Source organism: Sutcliffiella tianshenii, from assembly GCF_016908565.1.
GTDB classification, from domain to species: Bacteria; Bacillota; Bacilli; order Bacillales; family Bacillaceae_I; genus Sutcliffiella_A; species Sutcliffiella_A tianshenii.
In genome coordinates, this window is the sequence record NZ_JAFBED010000004.1 from 150,539 (window position 1) to 165,063 (window position 14,525).

16 protein-coding genes and 1 riboswitch are annotated in these 14,525 nt (G+C 43.3%); of the genes, 6 read left to right on the forward strand and 10 right to left on the reverse strand.

What is annotated here, in order from left to right:
- The first annotated feature begins 15 nt into the window (after positions 1–15).
- On the forward strand, positions 16–1,113 hold the full coding sequence (gene ispG / locus JOC95_RS10325) for a flavodoxin-dependent (E)-4-hydroxy-3-methylbut-2-enyl-diphosphate synthase (RefSeq protein WP_204416441.1): 1,098 nt from the start codon (positions 16–18) through the stop codon (positions 1,111–1,113).
- 31 nt (positions 1,114–1,144) lie between these two features.
- On the opposite strand, the gene JOC95_RS10330 is transcribed toward ispG, so the two are convergent.
- Positions 1,145–1,558 (reverse strand): hypothetical protein, encoded by a 414-nt coding sequence (locus JOC95_RS10330; RefSeq protein WP_204415831.1) that lies wholly within the window; start codon positions 1,556–1,558, stop codon positions 1,145–1,147.
- Positions 1,559–2,172: 614 nt separating this feature from the next.
- On the opposite strand from JOC95_RS10330, the gene JOC95_RS10335 reads away from it, so the two are divergent.
- Together JOC95_RS10335 and JOC95_RS21545 are read left to right on the forward strand one after the other, a co-directional pair.
- Positions 2,173–2,751 carry a 5' nucleotidase, NT5C type gene (locus JOC95_RS10335; RefSeq protein WP_204415833.1) on the forward strand — a complete coding sequence of 193 codons (579 nt, stop codon included), beginning with the start codon at positions 2,173–2,175 and terminating at the stop codon, positions 2,749–2,751.
- A gap of 71 nt (positions 2,752–2,822) precedes the next feature.
- A riboswitch (cyclic di-GMP riboswitch) is annotated at positions 2,823–2,914 on the forward strand.
- Positions 2,915–2,968: 54 nt separating this feature from the next.
- Positions 2,969–3,091, forward strand: a complete 123-nt coding sequence (locus JOC95_RS21545; RefSeq protein WP_263629492.1) for a hypothetical protein — start codon at positions 2,969–2,971, stop codon at positions 3,089–3,091.
- Between the two features lie 59 nt (positions 3,092–3,150).
- Here JOC95_RS21545 and JOC95_RS10340 read toward each other — a convergent pair whose 3' ends face one another.
- From JOC95_RS10340 to JOC95_RS10360, 5 genes are all read right to left on the reverse strand, one after another.
- Entirely contained in the window at positions 3,151–3,315 is a 165-nt protein-coding gene (locus JOC95_RS10340; protein WP_204415835.1) for a YwzD family small protein, read from the reverse strand.
- 171 nt (positions 3,316–3,486) lie between these two features.
- Entirely contained in the window at positions 3,487–3,897 is a 411-nt protein-coding gene (locus tag JOC95_RS10345; RefSeq protein WP_204415837.1) for a zinc uptake transcriptional repressor Zur, read from the reverse strand.
- A complete protein-coding gene (locus tag JOC95_RS10350; RefSeq protein WP_204415839.1) occupies positions 3,898–4,734 on the reverse strand; it encodes a metal ABC transporter permease in 837 nt (278 codons plus the stop codon).
- Positions 4,734–5,504, reverse strand: coding sequence for an ATP-binding cassette domain-containing protein (locus JOC95_RS10355; RefSeq protein ID WP_204416443.1), 771 nt, complete (start codon positions 5,502–5,504; stop codon positions 4,734–4,736). Before JOC95_RS10355 ends, JOC95_RS10350 begins: the two co-directional genes overlap by 1 nt.
- A gap of 153 nt (positions 5,505–5,657) precedes the next feature.
- Positions 5,658–7,064 carry an ATP-binding protein gene (locus JOC95_RS10360; RefSeq protein ID WP_204415841.1) on the reverse strand — a complete coding sequence of 469 codons (1,407 nt, stop codon included), beginning with the start codon at positions 7,062–7,064 and terminating at the stop codon, positions 5,658–5,660.
- Positions 7,065–7,214: 150 nt separating this feature from the next.
- On the opposite strand from JOC95_RS10360, the gene JOC95_RS10365 reads away from it, so the two are divergent.
- Positions 7,215–7,469 (forward strand): DUF2624 domain-containing protein, encoded by a 255-nt coding sequence (locus JOC95_RS10365; protein ID WP_204415842.1) that lies wholly within the window; start codon positions 7,215–7,217, stop codon positions 7,467–7,469.
- Positions 7,470–7,510: 41 nt separating this feature from the next.
- On the opposite strand, the gene JOC95_RS10370 is transcribed toward JOC95_RS10365, so the two are convergent.
- Both JOC95_RS10370 and JOC95_RS10375 read right to left on the reverse strand, forming a co-directional pair.
- Positions 7,511–8,413: a deoxyribonuclease IV gene (locus JOC95_RS10370; RefSeq protein ID WP_224838470.1), complete on the reverse strand. Its 903-nt coding sequence runs from the start codon at positions 8,411–8,413 to the stop codon at positions 7,511–7,513.
- A 76-nt stretch (positions 8,414–8,489) separates the two neighbouring features.
- Complete coding sequence (locus JOC95_RS10375; protein WP_204415843.1) at positions 8,490–9,797, reverse strand: DEAD/DEAH box helicase; 1,308 nt, start codon at positions 9,795–9,797, stop codon at positions 8,490–8,492.
- Positions 9,798–10,119: 322 nt separating this feature from the next.
- On the opposite strand from JOC95_RS10375, the gene vrrA reads away from it, so the two are divergent.
- Positions 10,120–10,908, forward strand: coding sequence for a VrrA/YqfQ family protein (gene vrrA / locus JOC95_RS10380; protein ID WP_204415844.1), 789 nt, complete (start codon positions 10,120–10,122; stop codon positions 10,906–10,908).
- A gap of 123 nt (positions 10,909–11,031) precedes the next feature.
- Positions 11,032–11,982 (forward strand): 4-hydroxy-3-methylbut-2-enyl diphosphate reductase, encoded by a 951-nt coding sequence (locus tag JOC95_RS10385; RefSeq protein WP_204415845.1) that lies wholly within the window; start codon positions 11,032–11,034, stop codon positions 11,980–11,982.
- Between the two features lie 618 nt (positions 11,983–12,600).
- On the opposite strand, the gene JOC95_RS10390 is transcribed toward JOC95_RS10385, so the two are convergent.
- Positions 12,601–13,719: a Nif3-like dinuclear metal center hexameric protein gene (locus JOC95_RS10390; protein WP_204415853.1), complete on the reverse strand. Its 1,119-nt coding sequence runs from the start codon at positions 13,717–13,719 to the stop codon at positions 12,601–12,603.
- Entirely contained in the window at positions 13,706–14,425 is a 720-nt protein-coding gene (locus tag JOC95_RS10395; protein WP_204415855.1) for a tRNA (adenine(22)-N(1))-methyltransferase, read from the reverse strand. The genes JOC95_RS10390 and JOC95_RS10395 overlap by 14 nt, the downstream gene beginning before the upstream one ends.
- Positions 14,426–14,525: the final 100 nt, after the last annotated feature.

A 14,525-nucleotide genomic window follows, 5' to 3' on the forward strand; every position in this document is an offset into this window, starting at 1 on the left:
TCACTCGTGAATGAAATGATACATCGTACTAAAACACGCCCTGTAAAGGTTGGCGACCTTACAATCGGCGGAAGCAATGAACTATTTATCCAAAGTATGACCACAACAAAAACTCATGATGTAGAAGCGACAGTTGCTGAAATCAAGCGATTGGAAGAAGCCGGCTGTCAGGTTGTCCGAGTTGCAGTTCCTGATGAGCGTGCTGCCAACGCCATTGCTGACATCAAGAGACAAATCAATATTCCATTAGTGGCAGATATCCACTTTGACTATAAGCTAGCTTTAAAAGCCATTGAAGGCGGCATAGACAAGATTCGAATCAATCCGGGTAATATCGGACGACGCGAAAAGGTGGAAGCTGTAGTAAATGCAGCCAAAGCCAAGGGCATTCCAATCCGTATCGGTGTCAATGCAGGTTCCCTTGAGAAGCGCATCATCGAAAAATACGGCTACCCTACTGCTGACGGCATGGTGGAAAGCGCGCTTCACCACATCAAGATACTTGAAGACCTGGATTTCCACGATATCATCGTGTCCATGAAAGCATCTGATGTGAATCTTGCAATCGAAGCTTATGAAAAAGCTGCTAAAGCTTTCGACTACCCTCTTCACCTTGGTATCACTGAATCCGGAACATTGTTTGCCGGCACGGTGAAAAGTGCAGCAGGACTCGGAGCGATCCTCAGCAAAGGCATCGGGAACACTCTACGTATTTCCCTAAGCGCCGATCCTGTTGAAGAAGTAAAGGTAGCCCGCGAGTTGCTGAAATCATTTGGACTTTCCTCAAACGCTGCTACATTGATTAGTTGTCCTACTTGTGGACGCATAGAAATCGACTTGATCTCTATTGCAAATGAAGTGGAAGAATACATTTCCACTATCAAAGCACCAATCAAGGTCGCTGTCCTTGGATGTGCCGTAAATGGTCCAGGTGAAGCACGCGAAGCGGATATCGGAATTGCAGGGGCACGAGGCGAAGGTCTTCTTTTCCGTAAAGGAGAAATCGTCCGCAAAGTTCCCGAGGCAGTCATGGTCGAAGAACTAAAGAAAGAAATCGATAAAATTGCAGAAGAATACTTTGCAAACCAGGAAGCCGAAAAAGCAAAAGCTTGACACTGAAAAGTGCCAAGCTTTTTTCTTTGCTTTAAAAAAGTGGAAGTACAAACAAACCAACGACGATCGATACTATACCGATACCTATCGCCCATGCTCCTAACCCTGCGGCACCGCGTTTGCGGGCAATGAAGCCCACAATGATGCCGGCAGCACCCATGATGATCGGTAAGAAGAATAAAGATAATATAGAAAGAGCAAGTCCCAGGAAACCAAGTCCCCTACCGCTCATTCCCATAACATCGCTTCGTTCTTCCTCAAAGACCTCTTCTCGTTCCATGCTTCTATCGGATCGCAGTGCAGTTGGAGCAACCGCAACCTCTGCCGCATTTTCTTCCAAATACAGCTGTTGCGATTTTCCTGCAGCTACGTGAGGATCTTGATAAGCTAATTCTGAATCAAAACGGTCACGTGCTTCTTCGTTTTTCTCCATTTCATTTGCCATTCGTATCCCTCGCTTTCATAAGAAGTTAGGAGCATTACTTATTATGACCCCCGCCATCGAAAGAATAGATGTTAACTTTTTCCGAAGCGAAATGCTTTTTTCAAGAGGGCTAGGCTAAAAATCAGGTGTCAACATTAAACACCCTGTTTGTCTCCGTTCCAGGTGTTCGCTTTCCGCGGGCGGCCTCGGGAGCCTCCTCGGCGCTTCGCACCTGCGGGGTCTCCCTTGACACGCTGCTCCCGCAGGAGTCTCACACCTTGCACTCCAACCAACAGGGGTGAAATTTAGTATAAAATTTGCCTTTCAAAAATTTGAAAATTGATTTTTTCTGCAATTTTTCATTTCAGTGGAGCAAATAATGTTAATAAAACTGAGTTGATTGTAGCGGAGGACACTTGACTCCTGCGGGAAAGTAGAAGGCATGGGAGACCCCACAGGCGAAGCCGAGGAGGCTCCAGGAGCAGAAATCAACGGGCTACATTTAATGCTTACTTACCTAATAACAACAATGAATGTAAAAACAGCCTAATTTGAAAGTAAACTTAGTTCTTATTAACTGTTTTTAGGACAAATTATGATAAGATATCTTTATGTAGAAAAGCGGGAGGTACCTTATGAGAAAAAGACTTGGCATCGATATTGATGGAACATTGACCTGCCCCACCACCTTTGTTCCATTTATCAATAAAACCTTGAATAAAAATATCACCCTCGATGATATGACCCAATACGACCTCACACCTCTAATGGGATTGTCTGAGGAAGGCTTTTGGGAATGGATGGACGAAATGGAGCCTCTCATCTATCAGGATGCCCCATTGGCCAATGGCGCAAAGGAGATTGTCCAAAAGTGGCAGGGTGAATATGATCTATTTTTTATAAGTGCACGCAGGAACCATCTGTTTGAAATCACGAATAATTGGTTTGCCAAGCAAGAGATTGATTATGATCATTTGGAACTGTTGGGCACCCATAATAAGATAAGTGCTGTCAAGCAGCATAATATCGACCTCTTTTTTGAAGATAAACACGATAACGCTGTGGAAATCAGTGAGGAATGCCAAATCCCTGTGATACTCTTTGATACACCCTATAATAGAGAGCCTGTTCCAAAGGGAGTACATAGAGTGAGCAACTGGTTTGAAGCGGAGCAGATTGTACAAACAATTCTTCATTCCACTTCCATGAAGTAAGACTTATTACCCATTTTCGACATTTTTCTTTACTTTCTGGATATTTTTGTCGATAATTATGATGAAAAAGCCGTACGAAAAGGCAAAATCATTGAAAAGTGATGACGCAAAGCCATGGAGCTAAAGTTCTTTTTATAAAGAGCCATGCCAGCCAGCTACCGAACACGCACACGAAACAACCTCCGTATCGGCTTTAACGAAAAAGGAGGAAAATATTATGCATAATGAAGAAACATGGTTTACACCAGAACGTAAAGAAAAGGTCATGTACGCATCCCTCATTGCCTTCGCAGTATTTGTCGGTGCCGGGATTACAGTACTTGTTAACACAGCCATCTAATTAAAAAAGCTGACTTATCACACGCATTATATGCGTGGATAGTCAGCTTTTTCAATTTGTCAGCCATGTTTTCTCATGGCTTTAATTAACTGATTTTTTATGCTATCAACAAAATCAATTGTATTGATGTTCTGATTTTTCGTGCCTATTTCTTTTGCTGTTTCCAAAATGACAACAAGGTCCTCCTGATTCAAAGAGGACTGCTCTACCTTCTCCCTGGACATTGCATACACCCTTATTTTTTCATATATGAAAAGGTTCGACTGCTTTCCCTATTTTTCGAGGGCTAGTCATACAGATAAGACTATAGTACCTTTATATGACGGTTTCGTGGAAAAGGTGAAGTAAAAAAACGACTGCAGAAGCGCAGTCGTTTTTTGATCTGGACATCAAGTCTATACACATTCAGGACATTTCCCATAGATCTCAAATTTATGCCCGGTTACATCGTACCCGTTAAGGTCTTCACCTAGGTCTCGCATCGGGCAGGTTTCGATTTCCTTCGTTTTCCCACAGTCCAGGCAGATAAAATGGTGGTGATGATGGGTTGTTGAACAGGTAAACCGGAAATGCTTTTCTCCGGACAGCTCCGTACTTTCCAAAATATCCAGCTCGACAAAGAGAGCAAGATTCCGATAGATCGTATCGAAGCTGAGTCCTGGATAGCTGTCCTTCATAGCATCCAAAACATCCTTTGCTGTCAAATACTTATCCTCTTTTGCAAACAGCTCCAGCATTTCCTGCCTTTTACCTGTATACTTGTATCCCTTGTTTTTCATTAAGAGCAAGGCTTGTGAAACATTCATTTACTTTCCTCTCCTTACTTTATTCCAAAGAATCGTAATAATGAGAATCAAGACAGAAATAATGACGATTGTTCCCCCTGGAGCAAGGTCAAGGTAAAAGGAAGTTGCAAGTCCACCAATCACTGCAATTTCACCAAATAGCACAGAGAGGAAAATGGTCTGTTTGAATCCACGGCTCAGACGCATGCTTGCCGCCACTGGCAACGTCATGAGGGAAGAAACAAGCAGGATCCCGACAATACGCATGCTTGCTGCAATGACAAGCGCAACCATGATGATGAAAATCAAATGAAATATTCTGGCATTCACCCCTGATACCTTGGCATGCTCCTCATCGAAAGATAACACAAAAAATTCTTTATAGAAAAGGACAATGGTTGCAACAACCGCAATCGCGATGACAAAAATGGTCCAAAAGTCCACACGCGTGACCGCACTGACACTACCAAACAAAAAATTGAACAAGTCGGTGTTAAATCCATCTGCAAGCGAGATGAATATGACTCCAAGGCCAATTCCGGATGAAAGAATGATGGGTATGGCAAGCTCCTGATAATGCTTATAGACTCCCCGAAGCTTTTCGATGAATAGCGCCCCTGTCACAGAAAACGCCATCCCAAAATAGATCGGGCTTAAACCTGTGAAAAGCCCGAGCCTCTTTTCCATCAGCAGGCTGGCCGCTATCCCTGCAAGCGTCACATGGCTTAGGGCATCCGCTATCAATGACAATCTTCTTACGACAACGAAGACACCTAATAATGGTGCTAAAAAACCAATCAATAATCCTGTATAAACGGCATTTCTTAAAAATTCGAATTGCATGAGTGCTGAAATCATTACATATGCCCTCCATCATGGTGGTGGTGACTCAACACATGGACATCATGACCATAAAACTGAGATAGGTCATGAGAGCATAATTTTTCAAATTCATCTGTCAGGCCATGGAAGTGCAAGGTTCTATTCAGGCATGCTACATGGGTCACTTTTTCTGTTATAGTCCCGATATCATGCGTGACCATCACCAGCGTGATTCCGAGATCTTTGTTCAGCTTTTCGAGCATCTGATAGAAGTTATGGACATTTTTCGCATCCACGCCTACTGTCGGCTCATCCAATATAAGCAGTTCAGGGTCACTTACAAGGGCTCTAGCAATGAAGATGCGCTGTTGCTGACCGCCTGAGAGGTCGCCGATATTACGATGGGCAAATTCCTCCATCCCTACAGCCTTAATCGCATCCAACACTTTCCTGTTGTGTTCTTTATTAAAGAAACGGAGCAAGCCGACTTTTGAAACAAGTCCTGTAGATACCACTTCAAAGACTGTAGCAGGAAAGCCAGAATTAAAGCTGTTGGCCTTTTGTGAAACAAATCCTATTTTATTCCACTCACGGAATTTCCGGATGTCCTTGCCAAAAAGCTGAATGGAGCCTTTTTGTGGTTTAAGCAAGCCAAGGATACATTTAAGCAGGGTGGATTTACCGGAACCATTCGGACCGACCAAACCTAGGAATGCCCCTTTTGGTATTGTCAGCTCGATATTCTCCAAGACATTCTGCTGTTCATATTTAAAGGAAAGTCCTTTTATTTCTAATACATTTTCGATAGGTTTCATCTATTTCACACCTTAAAGATAAGAATCATTACGATTTTACAACAATAGTTTAGTATACAGGAGACATGTTGAAAAGTAAATCAATAAAACTGGCTTCTTATATTATCCTCCACCATTTTCAAAGCTAAACAAAAAAGCCTGATATCAGGCTTTTTTATGCAAGGGCAGACGATAGCAGAAAGTGGACCCTTCTCCAAGCTTGCTATCGATGAATAGCTCCCCATCATGATCTTCAATTATCTTTTTGCAAAGAGGAATGCCAAGTCCATTTCCTTTTTCTTTCGTAGTGAAGAATGGTTTACCGATCCTCTCAAGTACCTCTTCAGTCATGCCTTTTCCATTATCCATGACGGTTATTTCATAGAACAGGTCCGATTTCTTGGCACGTAAAAGAAAAAATTTGCTCTTCTGATTATCCTGATATGCCTCGATTGCATTTCTAAGGAAGTTTAGCATCACCTGCTTGATCATCGCCTCGTTCACTACTACCTGTTCTTCCACTTCATCAATTTCAAAATCAAAATCGATATTATGAAGCAAACACTCTGATTGAAAAATGTAAACGAGTGAACGGAAAATCTGTTGCGGCTGAATTGGCTGCTTTTTCACTTTTTTACGTGAAACCGACAGGAAGTCCTCGATAATGGAGTTCATCCGATTGATCTCCGCCATGATGGTATCATAGTATTTGCTCCAGTTGTTTGTTATCTGGGATAACTGAATAAACCCCTTGATAACGGAAAGAGGGTTCCTCAATTCATGGGCCATCCCAGCAGATATCTGTGAAACAGACTCCATCTGTTGCTTGTATATCAACAGATTTTCAAACTTTTGCTGATAAGAGCGGTCATGGATAATGAAAAATACCTTCTCCGTCTGTTCAAAGTAGACACCTTGTATCTGGAATAGCATTTCATCGTCATAACAGATGCGTTCCTTGAAAGTTTTATTGAGATAAACTTCCTCGTGGATTTCCAATAGCTTCTGCTTCAAAAAGCTTGGAGTATGTATGCTGGAAAATTCGGCATTGCGGTATGTATCCTCTCCCACATCAAGCTCAAGGACGGTCAGGCAGCGGTTGTTGATATATTCAATGGTAGCCTGTTTGGTAAGGACCAATATGGCTACATCCAGGGAGTTTGTCGTGAATTCATTCAATTTAAGGGATTGCTCGATGGTGCCATAATGCAATGGCAGGATACTCATCACATCGTTGGTTTCAATGACATTGCCGCTCAAATAAATGCGGTTCTCCGCAAACTTGCCGTTGTACACTACTTCTATGTACTTTCCATCAATTCGATGAAAAAGAATCTTTTTGCGCATTTCCCCATTTGCCGCAATCAATTCTTGTATGTATGTAAAGACCTTTTCCCTGTAGCTGGTGGGAAAAGTCAAGAAAAACGATTTTTCCTCTTCCAATAACGTGAAAAAAGAAGCAGCATGCTCATTCCACTCTTCAATTGAACCGTTAACATTCAATATCAAGCGTAAATCAGAGCTTAATGTATGAAAGATTTGTTGTTCTTTCCGATCTATGATAAAAGACAAGGTCACTCCCCCTTGTTACCTTTGGCTACTATTAATGTTAAATTTGTTTATCTTTTTTTAATTATACAATAATTTCCCAACTGTTGTCATATTATTTCGTAAAGGTAGCACTTTTGTTTATTTTCCATAGGCTATCATGGGAGGGATTTGATGAATATCTATCAACAAATAGTCAACAAGAAGCTTCATAATATTTCACCCGAGGAACTATTGAACTACAGTGCTCAGTACAATATTTCATTGACTTCAGATCAGGCGAAAAAAGTTTCCGCTCTTTTACAATCTAAAAAAGTGAATGTCTTTAACACTTCTGAACGCATCCAGCTGATGAAGGAAGTTGCGAGAATCACAGGCCATGAAACGGCTAAAAAAGTGAATCAGTTATTTATGGAGTTTACAAAATAAAGAAGAGGAGCAGGGGTTGATCCCCTGCTCCTCTTCTACTATTAGTCATTCATTATTTTAGTCAGAATATCTTCCTCAAACACTTTGTTTCTCAGCATTTGGATCTCGTGCTTGTAAGGAGGTTTTCTGTCTTTTTTATCTTCTCCGACATAAGGCGTCTCAAGTATTTTCGGAATGGCTGAAAGCTGATCATGATGCACGATGTAATTCAGGGCATCAAATCCGATGTTACCGAATCCGATATTCTCATGACGGTCCTTCGCGGCGCCACGCACATTTTTACTATCGTTGATATGAAGTACCTTGATACGATCCAGACCTACTATATCGTCAAACTGCTTCAACACGCCATCAAAGTCATTTACGATATCATAGCCTGCATCATGGACATGGCAAGTATCAAAGCACACGGAAAGCTTTTCGTTGAGATGCACACCATCGATGATAGCAGCTATTTCTTCAAAGGTCCTTCCGCACTCCGATCCTTTCCCGGCCATCGTCTCCAAGGCGATTTGCACATTTTGTTCTTTAGTAAGTGCTTCGTTGAGTCCCCGTATTATCTGGGAAATACCGATTTCTGTCCCGGCTCCAACATGTGCGCCTGGGTGAAGCACAATCTGCTTCGCACCGATCGCTTCGGTCCTTCTCACTTCTTCCGCCAAAAAGTTCACACCAAGCTCGAAGGTTTCCGGCTTTTCCGAATTTCCGATATTGATGATATAAGGCGCATGTACAATAATGTCCTTGATTCCATTGGCCTTCATATGACTGAGGCCCGCTTCAATATTAAGATCTTCTATTTTTTTTCTTCTTGTATTCTGGGGAGCGCCTGTGTAAACCATAAATACATTCGCCCCATAAGAAGCAGCCTCTTCACTTGCAGCTAGAAGCATTTTCTTCCCGCTCATCGATACATGAGAGCCGATTAAAAGATTATTTTCCACTACAACATCACCTCTTTAAAAAATCCATCTTCATTCTACCATAATGTTGTCGGGAAAAGTCGGATTAGAGCTCGCATTATCTTTTCTTTAAACGACGTTGTCTTTTCTTGAATTGCTCCACTTCGTACTTATGCTTCTTTTTATAGCCAGGTTTAACTTTCTCTGACTTTTTAACCGCTGTTTTCGCAGCAACATCTATCTCATTGACTTTCTTTTGACGATTCTGACGCTTATTGCGGGCACCGATCTCAACAAGCTCGCCGCCTTTTAGGTCCATCTGCGTGAAGGTGATCCCAAGCTTCTCAATTTGAGACAATGCGTTTTCATCCGTCGGTTCATAAAAAGTAATCGCTTTTCCGGAATATTCGGCACGGCCGGTACGTCCAACACGGTGTACATAAAAGTCCAGGTCAGTCGGGATCTCAAAATTGATTACATGACTGACACCTTCAATATCGATACCTCTTGCAGCCAAGTCAGTTGCAACTACAAATTGATAGTCCAGCTCATTGATCTGCTTCATCATCTTCTTGCGCTCACGTGGATTCAGGTCACCATGGATCCTTCCTACCTTCAATCCTTGTTCAAGGAGGGAATCCGCCACTTCATCGGCTTTCTTCTTTGTATTGGTAAACACAATTGCAAGGAATGGATTTAATTGAACAAGTACATCATGCAAAAGCTTCATCTTATTTTTGGATTTAACCGGGATGAGCAAGTGATTGATTTTCGCTGCAGTAACCTGCTTCGGTGCTACATGTGTATATTTCGGATTTTCCATATACTTGCGCAAGAACGGTTTAAGCTTTTCAGGAATCGTTGCAGAAAATACTAAAATCTGAAGATCCTTTGGCATAGCGGAAGCAATTTTATCTATATCTTCAATAAAGCCCATTTCCAGCATCAAGTCCGCTTCATCGACGACGATCGTTTTGGCTGTATATACCTGTAGTGCTTTTTCACTCATCAAGTCCTTGATACGGCCTGGAGTACCCACTACAATTTGCGGCTGCTGCTTCAAACGGTCTATTGTACGTTGTTTGTCTGTTCCGCCTATATAGCAGCGGGCCGTGATTTCCTCTTCCGGCGCACAAAACTTTGTCATTTTTAAAACTTCCTGGTAGATCTGGTTGGCTAATTCTCTTGTTGGCGCAGTGATGACGGCTTGTACCTCTTGAACAGAAGGGTCGATTTTGCTTAAGATCGGGATCAAATAAGCATGCGTTTTACCTGTTCCTGTTTGGGATTGGCCGATGGCGCTTTCTCCATTCAATAAGGATGGGATCATTCTTTCCTGGACCTCGGTCGGTTTTTGAAAACGAAGTTCTTTTACCGCTTCCAATATAAACGGTTTCACGTTGAATTTCTCGAATTGTGTATTCATCTATCTTCCTCCAGCATTTCTAATTTAAAATCATGATTTATCTATATTAATGTTCCATAATTTTCAAAAGGATCATATACCTAAATTTGTCTTGTCTCATTTTTTACCCAAACTACTATTATAAATGACTTTTCCCGTTTTGGCTACATTACGGTTGTGCCCATTCTTATAGGACGATAAACATTTCATATGGTTACCGCATAAATTATAAAAGAATAAGCATTTGACTAGATATAAAAGCTTAATGTTTTTCTATTTTCCCCATTTATCACTCTGAAGTAACATTCACACAAGAATTTATATGACAGAAAGGAGGATTACCATGTTTTTTGGACCAAACCGACCGATGCCACCCAATAATGCTTCACCATTTCAGTTCGGGGGTGGCATGCAGCCCTTTGGACAGATGCAACCACCAAACATGTCAAATATGCCTAATCCGATGATGATGAGAAACCAGTCTCCATTTATGGGGGGGATGGGGGGAGCATCGAGAGGACCATTATTTGGAGGTAATTTCGGTGGACCTGGTATTAGCGGCCTTGGATTTGGAGGACCTGGTTTTGGTGGCTCCGGTTTTGGTGGCTCTGGTTTTGGAGCACCGGGATTTGGAGGTGCGAACATTGGCGGTTCCAGTGGCGGCGGTGGCTTACTGGCCAAACTTTTTGGCAGGGGTGGAGCAAGGAGCATCGGCGGAATGGGCGGACTCGGCCAGCTGGCTAATGCCGGTGGCGGCTTAGGACAATTGGCAAACAGCGGCGGCGTACTGCAGCAGATTGCTAACCCAGGGAATCTCACCGGGATGTTGACGAATGTTCAAAAAGCTCTTAAAATGGCTGAATCCGTAATGCCGATGGTTCAGCAATATGGGCCTCTAGTACGAAATGTGCCTGCCATGATAAAGTTATACAGCGAATTGAAAAATGTCGATGTAGATGATGAGGATGAATCAGCATCATCTGAATCATCCGATGTAAGCACAGAGTCTGAAAGCAAAAAGAGCGCTTCTGCCTCTGCAAAACCACGCAAAAAGAAAAAAACCGAATCAGATGTTAAGGAAGTAAAAGAAGCAAAAACCAAGGGAGCACCCGGACCAAAGCTATATGTATAGAGCTGCCCTTATCTTCCTTTTGTACTATCCCTCCCATTTATATTATAATAAGAGAATAGTAGCGAGAGAGTGTGTATCGGATATCACTCTCTTTGTTCATTTATAAGGAGGGTAACATAGTATATGGAGATTATTAAGATTGCCCCACGTGGCTATTGCTACGGCGTTGTGGATGCTATGGTTATTGCAAGAAATGCAGCTTTAGACAAAACGTTACCACGCCCAATCTACATTCTTGGTATGATTGTTCATAATAAACATGTTACAGATGCATTTGAAGAAGAAGGTATCATTACGCTTGACGGTGCGAACCGAAAAGAGATCCTGGACAAGATCGATCACGGAACCGTCATTTTCACCGCTCACGGCGTATCACCGGAAGTCAAGATCCTCGCACGTGAAAAAGGCCTGACAACCATCGATGCGACATGTCCCGATGTAACCCGGACGCATGACCTTATCCGCGCGAAGGAAGCGGAAGGCTATGATGTCATCTACATCGGTAAAAAAGGTCATCCAGAGCCGGAAGGTGCAGTCGGGGTTGCTCCTGGAATCGTACATCTTGTTGAAAACGAAGCAGATGTAGCAGGGCTCGACATTGAAAATGAAAAGATCATCGTTACGAACCAGACTACAATGAGCCAATGGGACGTTGCTGACATCATGATAAAGGTGCAGGAGAAATATCCGCATGTAGAGCAGCATAAAGAGATCTGCCTTGCTACCCAGGTCAGACAGGAAGCTGTTGCCGAGCAGGCTGGGGAAGCGGACGTAACGATTGTGGTCGGTGACCCAAAAAGCAACAACTCCAACCGCCTTGCACAGGTATCCCACGAGATTGCAGGTACACCTGCCTATCGTATTTCCGATATCAGTGAATTGAAGGTCGAGTGGCTGATGGATGCGAAAAAAGTCGCAGTGACTGCCGGGGCGTCCACTCCAACACCAATCACGAAAGAAGTCATCGCGTTTATCGAGAACTTCGATCCGACGAACGAAGCAACCTGGAATACGACGAAAAATGTTCCTTTGCAGAAGATACTGCCAAAGGTGAAAAAAGCGAAGACGGTTTAAAAAAGATTGCCGCCGGGATTGGGTTCCGGTGGCTTTTTTGTTTGGATTCTGATCCTGTGCGGGTGAACTAGGTAAGCTATCGACATGGTGAGGGTATCTCCCCCGGGCCAGCCTGTTTGATTCCCTCTCTTCTTCTTTTTTGACTGGGGGAAGGTATCATTTCGGTGTTTTGATTCCCTCGCTCCTTCTTTTTTGGTTGGGTGAAGGTATCATTCCGGGGTTTTGATTCCCTCTCTCCTTCTTTTTTGACTGGGGGAAGGTATCATTCCGATGTTTTGATTCCCTCTCTCCTTCTTTTTCGGCTGGGGGAAGGTATCATTCCGGGGTTTTGATTCCCTCTCTCCTCCAATTCCGACTGGGCAAAGGTATCATCCGGCACATTTGATTCCCTCCCTCCTCCATTTCCGACTGGGTGAAGGTATTATCCGGCACTTTTGATTCCCTCTCTCCTCCAATTCCGACTGAGCAAAGGTATCATTCCGACCTTTTGATTCCCTCGCTCCTCCAATTCCAATTAGACGAAGGTATCATTCCTGGACCCCACACCTCTTACCACCAACCACCCATACAAAAAAGCAGTCCGACACCACATGTGCCAGACTGCCCCTTAAATACCAATCACATAAACGTAAAAGGATCTGTATTCGATTCTGAAACCACTACTTCGAGGTCCCACTTCCCATCAGAAGCGGCAGCCACAAGCTTATCTGCTGTCCCTTTTTTCATGATCTTTTCTGCATAGTGACCAGGGTCCACTACATTCAACCCGATTGCCATCGCATCATGTGCGGTGTGGAAATAAAGGTCACCTGTCACATATACATCAGCGCCAGCGAATTTGGCATGGTTGATATATTTATTCCCATCGCCACCAACTACAGCAACTTTCTTTACGATATCGTCGACATTGCCAACTACCCGGACATTTTTCACATCAAGCGTCTGCTTCACATGCTCGGCAAATTGAGACAGAGTCATCGTCTCAGCAAGCTTCCCTACCCTACCCAAGCCAAGTGTTTCCCCTTCGTTCTTCAGGGCGAAGATATCGTAGGCCACCTCTTCATAAGGATGAGCTTTTATCATCGCATTCAACACTTTTTTCTCCACGGATACCGGATAGATGGTTTCCACTTTCACTTCCTCGACCTTTTCAAGCCTTCCCTGCTTTCCGATAAAAGGATCTGTTCCTTCCATCGGTAGGAAACGGCCTTCGCCTAACGAGCTGAATGAGCAGTGGCTATAATTGCCGATATGACCTGCTCCTGCTTCCCCCAATGCTGTACGCACTTCCTCTGCATGAGAATCCGGCACAAAAACACTCAGCTTCCGCAGCTCCTCTGTCATGGTCGGTACAAGTACCTTTGTATCGACCAAGTCAAGCGCTTCTGCGAGCATGTCGTTCACCCCGCCGACGGCTATATCCAGATTTGTATGTGCCACATACACACTGATATCATGCTTGATGCATTTTGTGACTATGCGACCTGCTGCATTAGCATCGGTTACATGAGGCAACGAACGGAAAATTGGCGGATGGTGCGCGATGATCAGATCTATTTCCTTTTCAATCGCTTCATCGACTACGTTGTCCAAAACATCCAAAGTGACCATCACTTTTTTCACCGGTTTATTCAATGTTCCGATCTGCAATCCGATCTTATCGCCTTCCATTGCGTAGCGCTTAGGTGAAAAACGCTCAAACCATTGAATGATTTCATGGCCGTTAGCTGTTTTCAATGCCAAGTTCCTCCTCTACCAGCTTGATCTTCGCTTTCAATTCGGCTTTCTTCATTTCATTTGCTTCTGTTACAGGAGCTTCTTCAAGCTGACCTACGATCTTCATCCAATGCGCTCTTTCATTTGTCCACTTTTGAATAAAAATATCATTCTTCTCCTGACTAAGAAATGGTCCCATTAATAATCCCGCTTCTTTATTATTCAAGTATGGCTTAAAGCTATCGCCACGGTCGGCAACCAAAATTTCATAGATACGGCCTTCATCATCCAAGATCTGTTCCGCAGTGAGCTCCCAACCATTGGACAGTAGCCATTCCCTTACCTTCTTTGCGCCGATATTGGGCTGGAGGATCAACCTTTGCACGCCTGCAAGCTTATCCTTCCCTTTTTCAAGAATGGTCTGGATAAGCGTTCCGCCCATCCCTGCAATCGTGATGCATGTCACTTCGTTCGGGGAGATGACCTCAAGCCCATCCCCTTTTCGCACATCAATCACATGGGAAAGGTCCGTTCTTCTTACCTGGTCCAATGCCGATTGATAAGGACCTTCCACCACTTCCCCTGCAATCGCCCGCTCGATCATGCCTTGCAAATAGGCATAACACGGCAAGTAGGCATGGTCAGATCCGATGTCTGCCAATACGCTGTTTTTCGGGATAAAAGAAGTGACAGCTTCTAGCCGCTTTGATAGTTTTAATTCATTCATCTAAGATCACCACAATTATTATGTATTTTGTTTCGCATGCATTAAGTATAAAAAAAAATCCTTCACAAATGCAAAGGACCTTTTATATGAAAACATGTTG

Excerpts from the sequence above, each read along its gene's own strand:
- ispG (WP_204416441.1), top strand. The coding sequence starts at position 16 with ATGATACATCGTACTAAAACACGCCCTGTAAAGGTTGGCGACCTTACA.
- JOC95_RS21545 (WP_263629492.1), top strand. The coding sequence starts at position 2,969 with ATGCATAATGAAGAAACATGGTTTACACCAGAACGTAAAGAAAAGGTC.
- JOC95_RS10345 (WP_204415837.1), bottom strand. The coding sequence starts at position 3,897 with ATGAATGTTTCACAAGCCTTGCTCTTAATGAAAAACAAGGGATACAAG.
- JOC95_RS10375 (WP_204415843.1), bottom strand. The coding sequence starts at position 9,797 with ATGAATACACAATTCGAGAAATTCAACGTGAAACCGTTTATATTGGAA.
- JOC95_RS10350 (WP_204415839.1), bottom strand. The coding sequence starts at position 4,734 with ATGATTTCAGCACTCATGCAATTCGAATTTTTAAGAAATGCCGTTTAT.
- JOC95_RS10395 (WP_204415855.1), bottom strand. The coding sequence starts at position 14,425 with ATGAATGAATTAAAACTATCAAAGCGGCTAGAAGCTGTCACTTCTTTT.
- JOC95_RS10365 (WP_204415842.1), top strand. The coding sequence starts at position 7,215 with ATGAATATCTATCAACAAATAGTCAACAAGAAGCTTCATAATATTTCA.
- JOC95_RS10330 (WP_204415831.1), bottom strand. The coding sequence starts at position 1,558 with ATGGCAAATGAAATGGAGAAAAACGAAGAAGCACGTGACCGTTTTGAT.
- JOC95_RS10335 (WP_204415833.1), top strand. The coding sequence starts at position 2,173 with ATGAGAAAAAGACTTGGCATCGATATTGATGGAACATTGACCTGCCCC.
- JOC95_RS10340 (WP_204415835.1), bottom strand. The coding sequence starts at position 3,315 with ATGTCCAGGGAGAAGGTAGAGCAGTCCTCTTTGAATCAGGAGGACCTT.
- JOC95_RS10385 (WP_204415845.1), top strand. The coding sequence starts at position 11,032 with ATGGAGATTATTAAGATTGCCCCACGTGGCTATTGCTACGGCGTTGTG.
- vrrA (WP_204415844.1), top strand. The coding sequence starts at position 10,120 with ATGTTTTTTGGACCAAACCGACCGATGCCACCCAATAATGCTTCACCA.